The sequence below is a fragment of the Xanthomonas sp. NCPPB 3761 genome (assembly GCF_041475705.2).
Lineage (GTDB): Bacteria > Pseudomonadota > Gammaproteobacteria > Xanthomonadales > Xanthomonadaceae > Xanthomonas > Xanthomonas phaseoli.
Window position 1 is genome coordinate 4,539,991 of the sequence record NZ_CM191262.1, and the last position, 18,808, is coordinate 4,558,798.

8 protein-coding genes are annotated in these 18,808 nt (G+C 67.1%); 5 read left to right on the forward strand and 3 right to left on the reverse strand.

The window, feature by feature from the left end; all coding sequences use genetic code 11:
* Positions 1–92 precede the first annotated feature (92 nt).
* From ACCQ00_RS19855 to hemF, 4 genes are all read left to right on the forward strand, one after another.
* Complete coding sequence (locus ACCQ00_RS19855; RefSeq protein WP_372354148.1) at positions 93–2,453, forward strand: S9 family peptidase; 2,361 nt, start codon at positions 93–95, stop codon at positions 2,451–2,453.
* Between the two features lie 593 nt (positions 2,454–3,046).
* On the forward strand, positions 3,047–3,886 hold the full coding sequence (locus ACCQ00_RS19860) for a hypothetical protein (RefSeq protein WP_180301626.1): 840 nt from the start codon (positions 3,047–3,049) through the stop codon (positions 3,884–3,886).
* Positions 3,883–4,449 (forward strand): hypothetical protein, encoded by a 567-nt coding sequence (locus ACCQ00_RS19865; RefSeq protein ID WP_039569505.1) that lies wholly within the window; start codon positions 3,883–3,885, stop codon positions 4,447–4,449. The genes ACCQ00_RS19860 and ACCQ00_RS19865 overlap by 4 nt, the downstream gene beginning before the upstream one ends.
* A 925-nt stretch (positions 4,450–5,374) precedes the next feature.
* Entirely contained in the window at positions 5,375–6,274 is a 900-nt protein-coding gene (hemF, locus tag ACCQ00_RS19870; protein ID WP_039569508.1) for an oxygen-dependent coproporphyrinogen oxidase, read from the forward strand.
* Positions 6,275–7,123: 849 nt separating this feature from the next.
* On the opposite strand, the gene polA is transcribed toward hemF, so the two are convergent.
* A complete protein-coding gene (polA, locus tag ACCQ00_RS19875) occupies positions 7,124–9,928 on the reverse strand; it encodes a DNA polymerase I (protein ID WP_039569516.1) in 2,805 nt (934 codons plus the stop codon).
* A gap of 76 nt (positions 9,929–10,004) precedes the next feature.
* On the opposite strand from polA, the gene ACCQ00_RS19880 reads away from it, so the two are divergent.
* A complete protein-coding gene (locus ACCQ00_RS19880; protein ID WP_017156324.1) occupies positions 10,005–10,295 on the forward strand; it encodes a DUF2782 domain-containing protein in 291 nt (96 codons plus the stop codon).
* 348 nt (positions 10,296–10,643) lie between these two features.
* Here the strand turns inward: ACCQ00_RS19880 and tssA are convergent, their stop codons facing one another.
* Positions 10,644–11,684 carry a type VI secretion system protein TssA gene (gene tssA, locus ACCQ00_RS19885; protein WP_039569517.1) on the reverse strand — a complete coding sequence of 347 codons (1,041 nt, stop codon included), beginning with the start codon at positions 11,682–11,684 and terminating at the stop codon, positions 10,644–10,646.
* A gap of 50 nt (positions 11,685–11,734) precedes the next feature.
* The gene (locus ACCQ00_RS19890) at positions 11,735–18,805 is read right to left on the reverse strand and encodes a two-partner secretion domain-containing protein (RefSeq protein ID WP_372354012.1); all 7,071 of its coding nucleotides are present in this window, start codon (positions 18,803–18,805) and stop codon (positions 11,735–11,737) included.
* Positions 18,806–18,808: the final 3 nt, after the last annotated feature.

Below are 18,808 nucleotides of genomic sequence, written 5' to 3' on the forward strand. Positions count from 1 at the left end.
CGCACGCATGACCTGTGGCCCAAGCCCGCTGCGAAGGCGAACTGCTAGGCTTGCGCGCTCTCCTTTGCGTCCAGCCGTGTCCGATGCCTAGATTGTTGCCGTTGACCCTTCTGCTGCTGGCCACCACTGCGCATGCGCAGTCTGCCGCCCCGCTCACCATCGAACAGGCGATGGCCGACCCGGACTGGATCGGGCCGTCGGTGGACCAGGCCTGGTGGCAATGGGACGGCAAACAGGTGCAATACCTGCTCAAGCGCGATGGCAGCCCGGTGCGCGACACCTATCGCCAGAGCATCGGCGGCGGCACCGCCGAACGTGTGGCCGACACCGCACGCGCCGGCCTGGATGCGGCAAACCCCAGTTACGATGCCACCCGTCAGCGCATGCTGTTCGCACGTAACGGCGACATCTTCCTGCGCGACCTGCGCACAGGTGCGCTGAGCCAGCTGACCCGCAGCAACGAGACCGAATCGCGTCCGCAGTTCGCCAGCGACGGCGGTGCGATCTGGCGCGCGGGCAACAACTGGTACCACTGGCGCGCCAGCGGCGGCACCGCGCAGGTGGCGGTGGTCAAGGCCGAGCGCGATCCCAACGCCGCTCCCAAGGCCGATGTGCTGCGCGAGCAGCAACTGGCGACGCTGGCCACCTTGCGCCGCGACAAGGAGCAACGCGACGCGCTACGCACGCAGGAAGATGCCTGGCGCCGCGCCGATGCCACGCGTGCGGCAGCGCCGGTGTATCTGGGCGATGAAGTGGAAATTGTCGACAGCGCCTTGTCGCCGGACGGCCGCCATCTGCTGGTGGTCACACAGGCCAAAAGCGCCGACGAAGGCCAGGCCGGCAAGATGCCCAAATACGTGACCGAATCCGGTTACGAAGAATTCCAGGAAGTGCGTACCCGTGTCGGCCGCAACGCACCGGCCGCGCATGCGCTGTGGCTGGTGGATGTCGGCGCGGGCACGGCCAAATCGCTGTCGTTCGATCCGCTGCCCGGCATCGCCACCGACCCATTGGCGGCCTTGCGCAAGGCCGCCAAGCGCGACCCGCTCAAGGGCAACCGCGCAGTGCGCGTGGAAAGCGATGGCGACGGCAGCGGGCCGGCCGTGCACTGGAGCGACGACGGCCGCAATGTGGCGGTGGAAATTCGCGCGGTGGACAACAAGGACCGCTGGATCGCCAGCGTGGACCTGGACAACGCCAGGCTGCAGCCGCGTCACCGTTTGAGCGATAGCGCGTGGATCAACTGGGACTTCAACGATTTCGGCTGGCTGCCCGACAACCGCACGCTGTGGCTGCTGTCGGAAGAATCCGGCTATTCGCAGCTGTATACCGTGGACGGCAACGGCAAACCGCGCCAGCGCACGCGCGGCAAGTGGGAAGTGTCGATGCCGGTGCCCAGCGCCGATGGCAGCGGCATGTTCTTCCTGTGCAACCAGAAATGGCCGGGCGATTACGAAGTCTGCAAGCTCGATCTGCGCAACGATCAGCTCACCGAGATCACTGCGTTGAACGGCGTGGAAGGCTTCAGCCTGTCGCCCGACGGCCAGCAGTTGCTGGTGCGCTACTCCGGCAGCTATCTACCGACCCAACTGGCCGTCGTGCCGGCCACCGGCGGCCAGGCCACCGTGCTCACCGACACCGGTACGCCCGCCTTCAAGGCGCAGCCGTGGATTGCGCCGCAGTACGTGCAAATCCCGTCCAAGCACGGCGCCGGCACGGTCTGGGGCAAGTATTACGGGCCCAGGACACCCGAGCCGGGCAAGCAGTATCCGATCGTGATGTTCGTGCATGGCGCCGGATATCTGCAGAATGTCTCCGAACGCTACACCCCGTATTTCCGCGAGCAGATGTTCCACAACCTGCTGGTGCAGCAGGGCTATATCGTGCTGGACCTGGACTATCGCGCCTCCGAAGGCTACGGCCGCGATTGGCGCACGGCGATCTATCGCAACATGGGCCACCCCGAGCTGGAAGATTATCTGGATGGCCTGGACTGGCTGGTGGCCACCAAGCAGGGCGATCGCGCACGCGCCGGCATCTATGGCGGCTCGTACGGTGGCTTCATGACCTACATGGCGTTGTTCCGCAGCCCTGGCACGTTCAAGGCCGGAGCGGCGCTGCGCCCGGTCGGCGACTGGATGCAGTACAACCACGAGTACACCTCCAACATCCTCAACACGCCCGAGCTCGATCCGGAGGCCTACAAGACGTCCTCGCCGATCAACTACGCCGAGGGCTTGCGCGACCATCTGCTGATCGCGCACGGCATGATCGACGACAACGTGTTCTTCAAGGACTCGGTCGACATGACCCAGAAGTTGATGGAGCTGCACAAGGACAACTGGCAGGTGGCGCCGTACCCGCTGGAACGCCACGGCTTTACGCGCGCCGATTCGTGGCTGGACGAGTACAAGCGCATCCTCAAGCTGTTCAACGAGCAGGTGAAGCCTTAGCGTGTTCTGTACTTCGAGGTGAGTGCGAAGCGCCCTGTGGTGCGTCGAGGCAAGGCGTGCGCTGCGCTGCGTCCCAGGCTGGCCGCCTGGGCAAGGCGCGCGACGCGGTGTCGGCGCGCCACAGGACGCTCCCCCAAAAGATTGGCCGCCAGCGGCACGGAGCGCGCGCCGCGCAGATTGCCTTGGTGCTACCAAGCCGGCGCCACGCAGCACCCGCTCCGCACCGCTGGCGGCCGACGCATCTCATCTCAAGGTGCATAACACGCTCCAAACCCGTCGAGACTGTGCGTGCCGTCCGCGCATAGAGATGGACGACACGCGCACGGCTCGGGTGTTGCACGTATTGCACGCAGATGCACCAGGCATCAAGGTGTTCATGGGCGCCCCCACCGGCAACATGCTGGTCGATGCCGGGGTCAGGCCATCTCGCAGTCGCGATCCGCCCTGACCTACCGCGCATAGCGTTGCCGATCCGGCCATTGGCAGCGACGGCGTTGCGATCAGGATCCACGTCGCAGCACGTGCGCAGGCCCACCAACCTCGGCGTCTGAGTTGCTTCGCACTCACCTGTTGCCACGCCAGTGGCTCTAAGCTTGGCGCAGGACCGGCAAGTCGCCATCGCTGCACGCGTGCTGCCCACCGGTCCGCCGCATGACCGGTGCGCCGCCGGCATGATGGCGCTTCCACTCACCACGGGCGCGGGGAAGGGAGACGCGATGGGCCTGTGGGACCGTTTGTTTGGACGCAAGAGCACTGCGGCAGACACGCCGCGCACGGCACCCACGGCCGCGTCTGTCGCTGCCGCAGACGCGTCGGAGGGGGCGGCAGAGATCGACCCCGTGCTGCAGCCGGCGCTGAGCGCGTTTCAGCGCGGCGACCATGCCGGTGCCTACAACGCTGCGCAGGCGCAGCTCCACCTTGGTGCCGATGCGCAGCGCCTGTGCGCGCTGTCGTTGAGCGCGCTGGACCGCTATCGCGAAGCCTACCCGCACTGGCTGGCGCTGCACGCGCTGGAGCCCACCGCACACAACGCACTTCAGCTGGCAACCACCTCGGTGATGTGCAACGAGATCGTCCAGGGCGAGCAGTGGCTGCTGACCTTCGACGACCTCAATGCGCAGGAGCGGTCCACCTCGCCGGCGACCGCGCGTACCAGCTTCCTTACCGCGCTCACCCGCGCCGGCCACGGGGCGCACGCGCTGCCGCACCTGGAATGGCTGCGCGAGGCATACGCTGGCATGTCCATCACCGACAGCCACTTCCTGTACGTGCGCGGGCTGCCGTTCCTCGAAGCCTTTCTTGAGCGCAGCACGCCGCTGTTGCGCCAATGCCTGCCCGCCGACGCAGTGCCCGAGTGGTACGCGCAACTGCAACCTGCGCTGGATCCGCCCGGGCAGGCGATGGTGGCTGCCCACATCGCATCGCTGCAATGAGCGCCGTCCGGCCAGCATCGGCGCAGCAGCGTGGTGGCTTCGTCACTCCGTTGGCGTGGGTTTCGCTGTTGCTGGGGGTGGTCAGCGTGCTGGCCAATCTGGTGCAGATCGCCATGATCGCACTGACGCCAGGTGCGGCATCGCTAGGGCTGCCCGAAGGCATCACCCTGCCCCCCTCCTGGCAATGGCTGATCGATCACGCGCTATCGTTATCCGTCGCCGGCGTGGTGCTCTCGGCTGCGTTCTGCTGGTTGAGTTGGGCGCTGCTACAGCGGCGCGAATGGGCAAGGCTTGGCTTTGTGGCGGTGTTGCTGGTGACCGGCCTGCTCAATTTCGGCGGACTGGCGTTGATCGGGCCGTTGTTCGAAGGTGTGCAGATGCTGCTGCCCGCCGATGTGCTGCACAGCCCGGAATGGCCGCAGATGCAGGCGCGTTTGCAGGCCACCCAGCAACTGGCACTGGTGCTGACCGGCCTGGGTGCGCTGGCGATCGGCTGCGTCCACGCAGCATTGGCCTGGCGATTGTGCACGCCCGCTGTCCGCGCGGAGTTTTCGCAACCTTAGAGCGTGTGATGCACTTTGAGATGAGATGCGTTGGCCGCCAGCGGTGCGGAGCGGGCGCTGCGTGGCGCCGACTTGGCTGGCGCCAAGGCAAGCCGCGCGGCGCCCGCTCCGTGCCGCTGGCGACCAACCCTCCGGGAAGCGTCCTGTGGCGCGCCGAGACCGCGTTGTGCGCCTTGCCCAGGCGGCCAGCACGCCTTGTCTGGGCGCGCCACAGGACGCTTCGCACTCACCTCAAAGTACATAACGCTCTAGCGACTTGGAAGCGGGTAAGGACACTGCAGTCTGCAGCCGATCAGCTGCCTTGCAAGGTAATACGCCTCGCTCGCCAGTTGCGCATCAAAAACTGAGAGCTTGCGTGTGCGGTTGCCTGGCGATCTTCAAGCCCAGGTCGAATGCACCGCGCGCCCATCGCTTGCGGCGCACGCTGTAAACCCATCCTTGCGGCGAGGACACGGCACCAGCACATTGGTCGGCAGTTGATGAAGGTGCTCTTCATACGGAAACGGCGCTGCAGAACACGCACGTGTCGCCGGTGGTTTGCACTGGCATACGACCATCTTGAAGCGTCCTTGCCCGCTCACCGTCGCGGGATCCTTGGCGGCATGGATGCCGCCAAGGAGCTTACAGGGACGTGCTTGCAGCGTGTCCCGCGATGGTGGGCGGGCAAGGACCCTACAGCCAGCGCAAAGACCTCGAGGGAGCGGCGCCCTCACCAGACAGTTTGCTGGTGGTCTTGTCGCGAAACGAAAGCACACCTCGCACGGTTGGCTGACTGTTGGCTGCCGCGCTGGAATTTTGCGCACCAAGCGACACGACTGGTCGTTGCCCTGCACTGATTGCTACGCCGTCACCCGCATCGCACTGCGACAAACGGGCGCGCTTGCGCGGGATACACCACGCCCAGTGCACGGCTTAGAATTGGGACATGAACGAATTCGACCGTGTACGCGATTATCTGACCGACCTGCAGGACCGGATCTGCGCCGCTGTGGAAGCTGCCGATGGCAAGGCACGCTTTGCCGAGGATGTTTGGAAGCGCGAGGAAGGCGGCGGTGGCCGGACCCGCATCCTGCGCGACGGTGCGGTGTTCGAGCAGGCCGGCATCGGTTTTTCGGACGTGTCCGGGACGCGCCTGCCGCCGTCGGCCAGTGCGCACCGGCCCGAGCTTGCCGGTGCGACCTGGCGTGCATGCGGCGTCTCGCTGGTGTTTCATCCGCACAACCCGTATATCCCGACCACGCACATGAACGTGCGCTACTTCCGCGCCGAGCGCGATGGCGCGGTGGTGGCCGCCTGGTTTGGCGGCGGCTTCGACCTGACCCCGTTCTATCCTTTCGATGAAGACGTACACCACTGGCACCGCGTGGCGCAGGCGCTGTGCGTGCCGTTTGGCCAAGAGCGCTATGCCGCGCACAAGCGTTGGTGCGACGAGTATTTTTTTCTGCGCCACCGCAACGAAACGCGTGGCGTGGGCGGACTGTTCTTCGACGATCTGGGTCAGGACTTCGAGCGCGACTTCGCCTACCAGCGCGCAGTGGGCGATGGCTTCCTGGATGCCTACATCCCAATCGTGCAGCGTCGCAAGGACACACCCTATGGCGAGCGCGAACGCGAGTTCCAGCTGTACCGTCGTGGGCGCTACGTGGAATTCAACCTGGTCTACGACCGCGGCACCCTGTTTGGTCTGCAGAGCGGTGGGCGCGCCGAGAGCATCCTGATGAGTTTGCCCCCGCGGGTACGCTGGGAGTACGGCTTCACGCCGGAGCCAGGCAGCGCCGAAGCGGGTCTGGCCGATTACCTGATTCCACGCGACTGGCTGGGTTGATCGAAACGTCGCCGTAGGCTGGGCGTCCTGGCGGACGTCCACGCAGGTGGTGGCACTGGCAGACACGTTACGGCGCGCGTGGCGGGCAAGCGCCTTGCCTGCTGACGGCTCGATCAACTGCGTCATCGTGCGCCATGCCGCCCGGTGACGGCACAGCAGAGGCGCCGATCGCGTGACGCGAGGCGCGTTGTTCTTCTGCAGAATCAAACTCACACCATCGCCCGCATTGCAGCGTGCCCCGGCAAGCGCGTACAGGGCTAGCGTGTGCAACGCAACGACGGCAGGCCGACAGATGAATGCGCGCTTTGGCACTCCCATAAACCTGAATGAGTAACGTGGCTACCAGACCGCTGGCGCAGCATGCATCCGCATAGCCGCCACCCGGCGAGTTAAGCGGGGCACATACGCTGCAACGCGGCATGCATTGGCGCTGGCGCAAGCGAACGTGTTGCCTGCAGCGGGTCGCTGACGCGTGCACTACACGCCACGCGCCTGCGCAACCGAGCCACCTGCAGCATCGCAACTCACGCTGCAACGCTTACGCAAATTGGGAGGACGCAAATAAAAAGCCCCGCAGACCAGGGGTAGGTCGGCGGGGCCAGGGAACGGAAACTTGGGGAGGAGTTTCCGCTCCGAGATCTGCTCCAGGGGATGGGAGAGATCTGCCGACAGGCGTTGCGCCCGTCGAGGGATATAACAACATTTTCCACATTGATGGATCGTGAAGGCGACTGTTAAAAAAATGTAGAATTTAGGGGGTATTCATTTCATTAACTCAGCTGAATTCACATTATTTTTGGAACGGATTATTGCTGATCTGCGTATTCAGCATATCCACCATTCACCGCATCAATGCGCCTGGTCCCAATTATCGCCAACGCCCGAATCGACCACCAGCGGCACGCGTAATTCGGCTGCGCCCGCCATGCGCGTGGTGACCTCGCTCAGCAGCGTGTCGACGAAATCGACGTCGGCTTCGAACACCAGTTCGTCGTGCACCTGCAAAATCATCTTCGCGCGTTGCGCGTGGTCGGCGATCCAGCCATCCACGTTGACCATCGCGCGCTTGATGATGTCCGCAGCGGTGCCCTGCATCGGCGCGTTGATGGCGGCGCGCTCGGCACCGGCACGCTGGCCCTGACTGCCGGCATTGATGAAATCCAGGTACAACCTGCGGCCGAACACGGTTTCCACATAGCCCTTGTCGCGCGCCTGCTGGCGGGTGGTTTCCATGAAGTCGCGCACGCCCGGGTAACGGCTGAAGTACAGCGCAATGTAATCCTGCGCCTCGCCGCGGCCGATACCGAGCTGGCGGGCCAGGCCAAAGGCGCTCATGCCATACATCAGGCCGAAGTTGATCGCCTTGGCAGCGCGGCGTTCGTCAGCGCTGACGGTGTCGATGGTGCGGCCGAATACTTCGGCGGCCGTGGCGCGATGCACGTCGGCGCCGGACTCGAACGCACCCACCAGCCCGGGGTCGCCGGACAGGTGCGCCATGATGCGCAGCTCGATCTGCGAATAGTCGCAGGCGATCAGCTTGCGTCCGGGCGGTGCGACGAAGGCGCGGCGAATGCGGCGGCCGTCTTCGGTGCGGATCGGGATGTTCTGCAGGTTCGGATCCGAGGAGGACAGCCGCCCGGTGGCGGCACCGGCCTGGTGGTAGCTGGTGTGCACGCGCCCGGACTGCGGGTGGATCATCTCCGGCAGCTTGTCGGTGTAGGTGCTGCGCAGCTTGGTCAGTCCACGGTATTCCAGGATGACCCGCGGCAGCTCGTGCTGGTCGGCGATGGCTTCCAGCGCCTCTTCGTTGGTCGAGGGCTGACCCTTGGGCGTCTTGACCACCGCAGGCAGCTTGAGCTCGTCGAACAGCAAGGCCTGCAGCTGCTTGGGCGAATCCAGGTTGAAGCTACGCCCGGCCAGCTCGGTGGCCTTCTGCTGGGCGGCGAGCATGCGCTTGGACAGGTCCGCGCTCTGGCGGCGCAGTTCGGCCGCGTCCACGCACACGCCGTTGGCTTCGATGCGGGCCAGCACGTCCACCAGCGGCATTTCGATGTCGCGGTAGACGCGCTCCAGGCCCGGTTCGCTGGCCAGCCGGGGGCCGAGCACGCGATGCAGGCGCAGGGTGATGTCGGCGTCTTCGGCGGCGTAGCGGGTGGCGTCCTCCAGGCTGATCTGCGCGAACGGGATCTGCTTGGCGCCCTTGCCGCAGACGTCTTCGTACTTGACGGTGTCGTAGCCGAGATAGCGCTTGGCCAGGCTGTCCATGTCGTGGCGGGCACTGCCGGAATTGAGCACGAAGCTCTCAAGCAAGGTGTCGTCGGCATAGCCGGCCAGCGCCACGCCATGCCGGCGCATCACGTGCAGGTCGTACTTGCCGTGCTGGCCGAGCTTGCGCACGGCCGGGTCGGTGAGCAGTGGTGCCAGTTGCGCCAACGCCTGGGTGCGGTCGAGTTGAACCGGCGCGCCGGGGAAGTTGTGGCCGAACGGCAGGTACGCCGCCTGGCCGGGCTCGGCCGCCACGCTCAGGCCGATCAAATCGGCTTGCAGCGGGTCCAGGCTGTCGGTTTCGGTATCGAAGGCGAACTGCCCAGCGGCACGCAGCCGCGCGATCCAGCTGTCGAGCTGGTCCTGGGTCAGGATGGTTTCGTACTGGCCGGGCGCCGACAGCGACGGATCCAGATCCACCGCTGCGTTGACCGGGCCGGAGACGAAGCCGGTACCGCGCGCGCGGCCCGGCTCGGTGCGCGCAGTGGCAGCAGCGGCGCCCAGCGCCACCGGTTCGGCCAGCAGGCCGGCCTGGGCGGCGGCCGCACCACCGAGTTCGCGCAGCGCCTGGGTGAAGCCGTAGCGGGCGTACAGCACCGCCAGCGCCTCGGCGTTGGGCTCGCGCAGGTCCAGCGCGCGCGGGCCGCTGGCCAGGGTGACATCGGTCTTGATGGTGACCAGCGCACGGTTGAGCGGCAGGCGTGGCAACGCGGCGCGCAGGTTGTCGCCGATCTTGCCCTTGATCTTGTCGGCATTGGCGATGACGCCATCGAGCGAGTCGTATTCGGCCAGCCATTTGGCGGCGGTCTTGGGGCCGCACTTCTCCACGCCGGGCACGTTGTCGACGGTGTCGCCCATCAGCGCCAGCAGGTCGACGATCTGATCGGGCCGCACGCCGAACTTGGCCATCACCGCCGCGTCCGAATCCATGCGGCTGCCGCTCATGGTGTTGACCAGTTCGATGCCCGGGCGCACCAACTGGGCGAAGTCCTTGTCGCCGGTGGAGATGGTGACGGCCAGGCCATCGGCGGCGCCCTGCAGCGCCAGCGTGCCGATCACATCGTCGGCTTCCACGCCGTCGATGCGCAGGATGTCGATGCCCAGCGCATGCACGATGTCGCACATCGGCTGCACCTGCGCGCGCAGGTCGTCGGGCATCGACGGCCGGTTGGCCTTGTAGTCGGCATACAAGTCATCACGGAACGTTTTACCGGGCGCATCCACCACGAAGGCGATGTAGGCGGGGCGCTCCTTCAAGGTGGCGCGCAACATGTTGACCACGCCGAACAAGGCGCCGGTGGGCTCGCCCTGGGCATTGGTCAGCGGCGGAAGCGCGTGGAACGCGCGATACAGGTAACTGGACCCGTCGATCAGGACTAATCTGCTCATGGCCCGATTCTACGCTGCACGCCCAGGGCACACCGCGCCAGCGCATACTGCCCGGCGATCAATCCGGATAACGACAATGAACAAAGCACGTCTTCTGCTACTGCCGTTACTGTTGCTCGGCGGCTGTGCCACCAGCGGCGGCGACCGCGCCGGTGGCGATATCCCGGCTGGCGCCGATGTCACCAGCAAGACCATGGGCAATGGCGACAAGGTCGACGAATACCGCGTCAACGGCCAGCTGGAGATGGTGCGGGTGACGCCAGCGCGCGGGGCGCCCTACTTCCTGTACGACCGCGACCACGACGGCCATACCGACGCGGAAAAGGACAAGGTCAACAAGGTGTATTGGCAGCTCTATAGCTGGTGATTGGGGAGTTGGGATTCGGGATTCGTGGGGCATGCGTCGGGCGTTGACGCCCGGTGGCGTTGCGTTTTTGATCTGCGGTGCGTTGCCTTGGCCGCGCCTGCGAAGATCCACGCTTGCGCGCGCCGCAAACCGGTGATGCGCTTGCGGTGGCGCTGATGATGGGCGGCCGGCATGCAGCCGTGCCCGGCGCTCTTTCACACGGCTGGGCGCTGCCCAACCGTGCTCACGATTGCTGGGCGCACCGCTCAGCGTGCCCAGCCTGACCGGCACAACCGCGGTCTGGCGTGCGCTGCCCGGCCGGACACCAGCTGCCCAGGTTTGTTTGCCTGGCGATGCGTTTTCAGCGGCTCAGTTTTCTTCCAGCGGGCCGGTGACGCGTTGCAATTCGTCGATGCCGGCCGGGGCCAGCTCTTTCATCAGCGCCAGGAAATCGCAGCCGACCAGGCGTTGCGCGCGGCGCAGCAGCATCGGCACCGGGCTGGACGGTTCGTGCCGGGCGTAATAGGCGCAGATCTCGTCCAGCCGCCGCTTCACATCGTCGGGGCCGGCAATCTCGTCGTTGCGGCGCGTGGCGCTGGTTGCCGTGGCGGTGGCGTGGCCCTGGTCGGCAGCCTGCGCATCGTCTTCGGTGAGCGCCGAGATGCCCTGCCGCGCCTGCCAATGCGGCAGCACGAAGCGCTCCAGATCGCGCAGGTCGGTCAGTAGCGGCCGTAGGTCCGGGGCAGCGGTGCCGACACGCTCGCTCAGCAGCGCATCGATCGCGCGCGCCTGCACCAGCGCCTCGGCGATGGCCTGCGCGGAGGTGGCCAGCGTTTCCGGCGCGCAGTCCTGGCAGCAGGCTTCGATTTCGGCCAGGCTGGGGCCGCTCTGGCCGTCGGGCAGCTTGATGCTGCCGTTGGCCACGCGCAGATCGCGCAGGCTGAAGCGGCCCAGCCGCGGCGACTGCACGAACGCGGTGGTGCGCAGCGCGCCGAGCACACCCAACGGGTCGCTGAGGCCGACCAGCGCATTGATGCGCGAGGTCGGGTCGTTGTCGTCGTCGGCATCCAGCTGCGGATGCACGCTGTCCCAGTGGCGCTCAAGCAGGCCGTGGATCAATGCCTGCGCGGCCCAGCCGGGCAGGCCGCGCAGGCGCAGCCATGCAGCGCCGAGCTTGCCGGCCACGCGCAGGTCGCGGCTACGCCGGCACAGCTCCAGCGCCAGCGCCTGCACCTTGTCCCAGTCCGGCTCTTCGGCGGCGATGACGCTCTCGCCCAGCGCGCGCTCGGCGCGGATGGCCGATTCGCGCTCCAGGCGCAGGAACTCAGGGTCGTATTCCAGATCCGGTCCGGCCGGGGCGTCGTCGCCGAGCGGCGCCAGCAGGGTCTCCAGGGAACGGTCGTCTTGCATGGCACGGCCTCCATCGGGGGAAGCCGCCGCGGTAAGCGGCGGCAGGCAGGTCACTCGGGGTTGCAGACGGCATCCGGGTCGCCGGCATCGCAGGCCGGCTGCTGGTCGTCGGGCAGACGCAGGCCGGGGCGGACCAGGCCGAAGGCGCGATACGGGGTACCGCTGGCCGAAAGATCCACGAAGGCCACGGTGCGGCTGGCCGAACTCTGCGCACGGCCGGCAAACGCCGAGGCCGGCACATTGAAGCCGGAGCCGCCGGCCAGATCGAGCAGGCTGCCGTCGACCGTCGTGGCGTTGAAATACGCCGGCGGCGCGCCGATCGCCGCCACGGTCTGGGTGCCGGTGCCGATCACATAGATCGGGTTCTGCTGCGTCCCGATCTGGCCGGTGGCGGCAAAGGTGCCGGTGCCGTTGCGCAGCGGCGCGCGGCCGTCCTGGAACAGATTGCCGCGGACCGACAGGAACATCGCGCTGTTGCCCGCATCCACGCTGTAGCTGCTGCCATTGGCCAGCACCAGCAACAGATCGCCGCCGTTGGTGAAGCTGAAACCATTGCTGGCGGTGAAATCGCCCAGGCGCACGACCCGGTTGTCGATGAAGCCGGCCGCATCGCCCAGCACCACCGCTCCGCCGGCGCCACCGCTGAGCAGGCCGGCGGTGATCGAACTGCCGGCGCGCTGGCGGATGCCGGCGACGGCCTGCAACCAGCTGGCGGCACCGCTGAGCTGGCCGCCCAGCTGCAGCTCGCCGCCGCTGCGCAGGCGCAGCGAGGGGCCGCCGTCGACGCGGCCGCTGACCAGCAGCGAGCGGTTGCTGACCAGATCCAGGCCTTGCGCGCTGAAGTCGCCGAGCGTGTCGATGGCGTTGCCGCTGCCGGTGAGCACGACCGCCCCGGCGGCGTTGCCGCTGAGCTGCCCGGCGCGCAGGCTGCCAGCGCTCTGGGTGATCGCCCCGCCGCTGCTCAAGGCCAGGCTGGCGGCCGCAACGTCGTGATCGAGTACGACGCCGCTGCTGCCGCGCAGGGCGATGGTGTTGGCGCTGAGCGCGCCAGCGGTGGTGAGCTGGCCACCGGCCTGCAGGCGCAGGGCATCGCTGGCTTGCGCAGTCGCCGCCAGGTCGTTGCGATCGACGATGGCGATGCTGCTGCCGCGCGCCTGCACCGTGCCCTGGAAGTCATTGCCGGCCGCATCCAGCACGATCGCGCCGGTGCCGGCATCGAGCAGGCTGCTGCCGACCACCGTCAACGCTCCCTGCTGGGTGATGTCGGTCGCCAGCGCCACCGGCGCCGCTGTCGATTGCAAGCGGGGGCTGCTTGCGCCGGCGGCAGCGGCGGCAGTGCCGCTGCGGGCGACCAAGCCGCCGGCGATGCGCCCCTGGCCCAGATCCAGGCCGGCGCCGCTGGCGACATCCAGTGCGTCCACATCCAGGTTGCCCAACACCAGCGCATTGCGATCGCGCAGGCTGGCCGTGCCGCCGCTCAGGCTCACCGCTGCCTGGAAATCGTTGCCGGCATCGGTCAATGCGATGGCGGCGCCACCGCTGTTGATGCGAGTACTGCCGGTGACGGTCAAGGCGCCGCTCTGGGTGACGGCGCCGCCGTTGCTGGCCGCATCCAGATCGCCATTGACCAGCCCAACGCCCAGGGTCAGCACACCGCTGTTGCTCACCTGCAGGTTGCCGGTGTTGAGCGTGCCCAGGGTCAAGGCATTGGCATCGCGCACGCTGCTGGCACCGCCGGTCAGGGCGAGCACGCCCTGGAAGTCGTTGCCCGCCGCCTCCAGGGTAATGGCACCGCGGCCGGCATCGACCGTGGTGTCGCCTGCGACCAGCAATGCGCCGCCGGCCTGGGTGATGGCGGCGTTGGTGCTGTTCAAGCGCAGCGCGTTGCCTGCCGTGACCGTGTTGCTCAGCGCAATGCCGTTGGCGCCGGTCAGTTGCACGGTGCCGCCGCGCAAGGCACCGGCAGTGCGCAAGGTGCCGCCGTTGGCCGTCAGCGTCAGCGCGCCGGTGCCGGCGTCGATCTGGCTGGCCGGCAGGTTCAAGTCGCCGCCCGCGACCAGCGAAATCGCCGCATTGGCACCGCTGCGCACTGCAGCGATGCTGAGGTCGTTGCGATCCTGCACGGCGATGGCATTGCCGGTGAGCGCAACCGCGCCGACGAAGTCGTTGTTGGCATCGGTCAAGGCAATGTCGCCGCTGCCGGCATTCAAGGTGGATGCCCCGCCGACCGACAGACCGCCGCTCTGGGTGATCGCTGCATTGCCGCTGGTGCCGTTCAACGCGCCGCGCACCACGCCGCTGCCGAGATGCAGTGCGCCACTGCTGTTGGCGGTGAGTGCATTGGTGGACAGCGTACCGAAGTTGAGCGCGTTGCCGGCGATCTGCACGTCGCCTGCGGTGAGATTGACCACGCCGTTGAAGGTGTTGCCGGCGGTATCGAGCGCGACGTTGCCACTGCCTGCATTGACGGTGGTGATGGTGCCAACGTCGAGTGCCGCGGCGGTCTGGGTGATCGCGGTGTTGCTGCTGCTCAGCGACAGCGCGCCTGTGGTGGTGATGCTGTGGCCGATGGTGAGGCCGTCGCGTGCGGACAGGGCGACGTTGCGGCCGCGCAAGTTACCGCCGGTGCTCATGCTGCCGCCATTGGCGATCAAGGCAAGATCGGCGGTGCCGGTGTCCAGGTTCTGCGCGGAGAGGTTCAGTGCACCGCCGGCGGTCAACGCGATGGTGCCGTTGGCGCCGGCATTCAAGGCATTGATGGTGAGGTTGCCGCGATCGGCCACCGTGATGCCGGTACCGGTGAGACTGATGCCGGCGCCAAAGCGGTTGCTGCCGCGATTGAGCGCGATGCTGGCGCTACCGGCATCGACGGTGCTGGCGCCCACCACCGCCAGTGCGCCGGCGTTCTGCACGATGGCGGCGTTGGTGCTGCGCAGGGCGAGCGTGTTGGCGGTGACGGTGTGGCCGAGCGTCAGGCCGTCGCGTCCGAACAGCGTGACGTCGTTGCCACCCAGGTCTGCGGCCGTGCTCAGTGCGCCGCCGTTCGACGCCAGGGTCAGGTTGCTGTTGCCGACCGTCAGCGCCTGTGCCGGCAGGCTCAAGGTACCGCCGGCCGTCACGACGACCGCGCCGTTGCCGGTGCTGGTCAATGCGGCAAGGCTGAGGTTGCCGCTGTCGGTCACGCCGATGCCGTTGCCGGTCAGGTCCACGCGGGTGAAGTGATTGCCGGCTTGCAGCAACGAAATCGCGCCGGTGCCCGCATCGACCGTGGTGGCGCCGCTGACCAGCAATGCGCCGCCGCTTTGCGTGATTGCGGCATTGCTGCTGGCCAGCGACAACGTGCGCGCCGTGATGTTCTGGCCCAAGCTCAAGCCGCTGTTGGCGCGCAGGCTCACGGTGTCGCCAAGCAATGCGGCAGACAGGCTCAGGCTGTTGGCGACCAGGTTGATGTCGCCGCTGCCGTTGTTCAACGTCGTGCCTGGCAGGATCAGATTGCCGCCCGCGGTCAGCGCGATCGTGCCGCCGTTGTTGCTGGTCAACGCCGAGAGCGTGAGATCGTTGCTGTCGCGCACCGCGATGCCGACGCCGGCCAGGCTCATGCTGCCCTGGAAATCGTTGCTGCTGTCGATCAGCGCGATGGCGCCGCTGCCGGCATCGAGGGTGGTGGTGGCATCGACGATGAGTCCGCCGGTTTGGCCGATGGCGCCATTGCCGCTGCTCGCCGCAAGCGTGCCGGCAACGCGACCGCTGCCCAGGTTCAACGCACCATTGCTGGTGGCGGTGAGGTTGCCGGTATTCAGCGTGCCCAGCGTCAGCGCGCCGCTGTCGCTGATCGACACGCCGTTGCCGGCCAGGCTCACTGCACCGCCGAAGTGATTGCCGGCACTGCCCAATGCGATCGCACCGGTGCCGGCGTTGAAGCTGGAAGTCGAGCCGATGCGCAAGGCGCCTGCGGTCTGGTTGATCGCGCTGTTGCGGGTGGACACCGACAAGGTGCTGCTGTCGATACTGGTCGCCAGCGAGAGTGCGTTGGCGCTGAACAGCGAGACCGCATTGCCGACGAGATTGCCGCCCAATGTGAGCGTGCCGTTGTCTGCACGCAGCGTCAGGTTGTCGCTGCTGGTCAATCCGCTGCCGGGCAACGTGAGCGAGTTGCCTGCGGTGAGCGCAATGGCGCCGGCACCGGCGTTGTTGAGCGAGAGCACGGCCAGATCGTTCGCATCGACCACTGCGATAGTGCGGCCGGTCAATGCAATGCCGTTCCTGAAGTCGTTGTCGCCCGTAAGCGAAACGGCGCCGGTGCCGGCATTGACTGTCGCAAGACCGCCGACGTCGAGCACCCCTGCGTTCTGCGTGATTGCGGCGTTGGTGGCAGTCAAGCCCAAGAGGCCGCTGGCGGTGACGTTGTGATTGAGCACCACGCCATCGCGCGCGCTCACGCTGACGTTGCCACCGTCCAAGGTGCCGAGCGTAGTCAGTGCACCGCCATTGGCGGTCAGGCTGAGCGCGCCGGTGCCGGTGCTGAGGTTCTGGGCAGGCAGCGTGAGTGCGCCGCCCGCTGTCAGGGCGATGCCGCCGTTGGTGCCGTTGCTGATCGTGGAGACGAGCAGGTCGTCACGATCGACCACGCTGATCCCGGTGCCGGTCAGGCTCACGTCGCTGCGGAAATCGTTATTGCCGTCGGTCAGCGCAATGGCGCCGCTGCCGGCGTTGAGGGTGGCGGTGCCATCGACGATCAGGCCGGCACTCTGACTGATGGCGCCATTGCCGCTGGTTGCATCCAGGGTGCCGCGGACGCTGCCGCTGCCCAGGTTCAACGCACCGTTGCTGGTGGCGGTGAGGTTACCGGTATTCAGCGCACCCAGCGTCAGCGCGCCGGTGTCGGCGATGCGCGTGGCGCCGCCGGTCAGCGTCACCGCGCCCTGGAAGTCGTTGGTCGCTTCATCCAGTTCGATGACGCCGGTTCCGGCACTGACGGTGCTGGTGCCGGTGGCGGCCACGCTGCCGGCGGTCTGGGTGATTGCGCTGTTGGTCGTGGTCAGTGCCAGCGTGCCGCTTGCGGTCACGTCATGCGCCAGGGCAATGCCGGCGGTACCGGTGAGGTCCACGTTCGTGCCCGTCAACGCGGCGCGCGTGGTGAGGCTGCCACCGCTGGACAGGGTGAGATTGGCGCTGCCGGTATCGATCGCGGTTGTCGGCAGCGTCAATGCACCGGTGGCACGCAGCGACAGTGCGCTGTTGCTGCCGAGGTTCAAGCTGCCGATCGCCAGATTGCCGGCAGCATTCAACGCGATACCGCGCCCGCTGGCGCTGACCAGATCGCCAAAGGTGTTGCCGCTGTTGCCCAGCGTGATCGCACCGGTGCCGGCGTTGAGGTTGCTGGTGCCGACGATGCTCAAGCTGCCGGTTCCCGACTGCGTGATCGCGCCGTTGTTGCTGGTGGCGAGCAACGCACCGCCCACCCGGCCGCTGCCCAGGTTCAACGCGCCATTGCTGGTGGCGGTGAGATCGTTGCTGTTCACCGCACCCAATGTCAGCGCGCCGCTGTCGCTGATGCGCGTGTTGCCGCCGGTCAGCGTCACCGCGCCCTGGAAGTCGTTGCTCGCGCCGTCCAGGGTGATGGGACCGGTTCCGGCATTGATGGTGCTGGTGCCGGTCGCGGCCACGCTGCCGGCGGTCTGGGTGATTGCGGTGTTGGTAGAGGTCAGTTTCAGCGTGCCGCTTGCGGTCACGTCATGCGCCAGCGCGATGCCGCCGCGACCGGTGAGGTCCACGTTCGTGCCTGCCAGCGCGGCGCGCGTGCTGAGGCCGCCGCCGCTGGACAGGGTGAGATTGGCGCTGCCGGTGTTGATCGCCGTGGTCGGCAAGGTCAATGCGCCAGCGGCGCTCAACGACAGTGCACTGTTGCTGTCGAGGGTCAACGTGCCAATCGAGAGATTGCCCGCCGCGTTCACGGCAATGCCGTTGCCACTGGCGCTGAACAGGCCACCGAAGGTATTGCTGCCGTTGGTCAGCGACAGCGCGCTGCCGGACTGCAGGAATTGGCTGGTGCCCGTCACCGCCAGCGCACCGGATTGGGACAACGCGACGGTGTTGCTCAGGCTGAGGTTGCCGCCCACGTCCAGGTTGCCGAGGCCACTGATCTTGTTGGCCCCGCTGAAAGTGGCGCTGCCGCCGATAAAGCCATCCAGGCTGCCGGCGGTGTAGATGCCGGTCTGCTGCACGCCGCGACCGGTGCTCAAGGTGATCGCACCGGTACCGGCATCGATGCTGCCGCCGCCGGCGACATCGAAGCTGCCACCGCCGGAGGCGATGAGCGACACGCTGCCGTCGGGGCCATTGGACAGCGACGACGCACGAATTGTGCCGCTGTTGTTGATGAGTCGATCGAAGAGGCCTTGCGCCGCGCGCGCCTGCAGCTGGATCGCGCCGCCTGACGCGCTCAGGGTGCCGGAATTGTCCACCGCCTCGCTGCCCAGACTCAGTTGCAGCGGCTTGTCGATCACCACGCCGAAGCCGCCGCTTTCGAAGGTGAGCGTGGCCGCATCGGCACCGGCCAGGGTGATGTTGCCGGCGGTGGCGGTGATGGTGCCGCTGTTGGAGACCAGCGCCACGGTCGTGCCGCCGGCATCCAGGCTGTAGTTGCCGTTCATGAACTGGGACACGCTGGTGCCCAGCGTACTGACCACCAACCCGCCGACATTGATGTTGGCGGTGCTGCCGAGCAGCACACCGTTGCTGTTGAGCAGGAACACCTGCCCGTTGGCGGTGAGGTTGCCGAAGATCTGGGTAGGACTGCCGCCCTGCACCAGGTTGAGCACCACCGAACTGGTGCTGGGCTGTTGGAAGGTCATCGTGGCCGCCGAGCCGATGTCGAACGCCGACCAGGTCAGCGCCATGCGCGCGGAGGTCTGATTGACGACCTGGGTCGCGCCGTTGGCGGCGTTGATGGTGCCGGTGCCGCCGGCGATGCTGCCGCCGGTGGGCAGCTGGTTGGCCGCCACCTGGGCCAGGCCGCTGACCGGCATGGCCAGCAGGGCAGCGGCCAGCGCAATGGCCAGCGGGCAATGACGCAACGGGAGCGTGCGCGGCGAGGTCGCGGGATGGATGGTGGCGTGCATGCG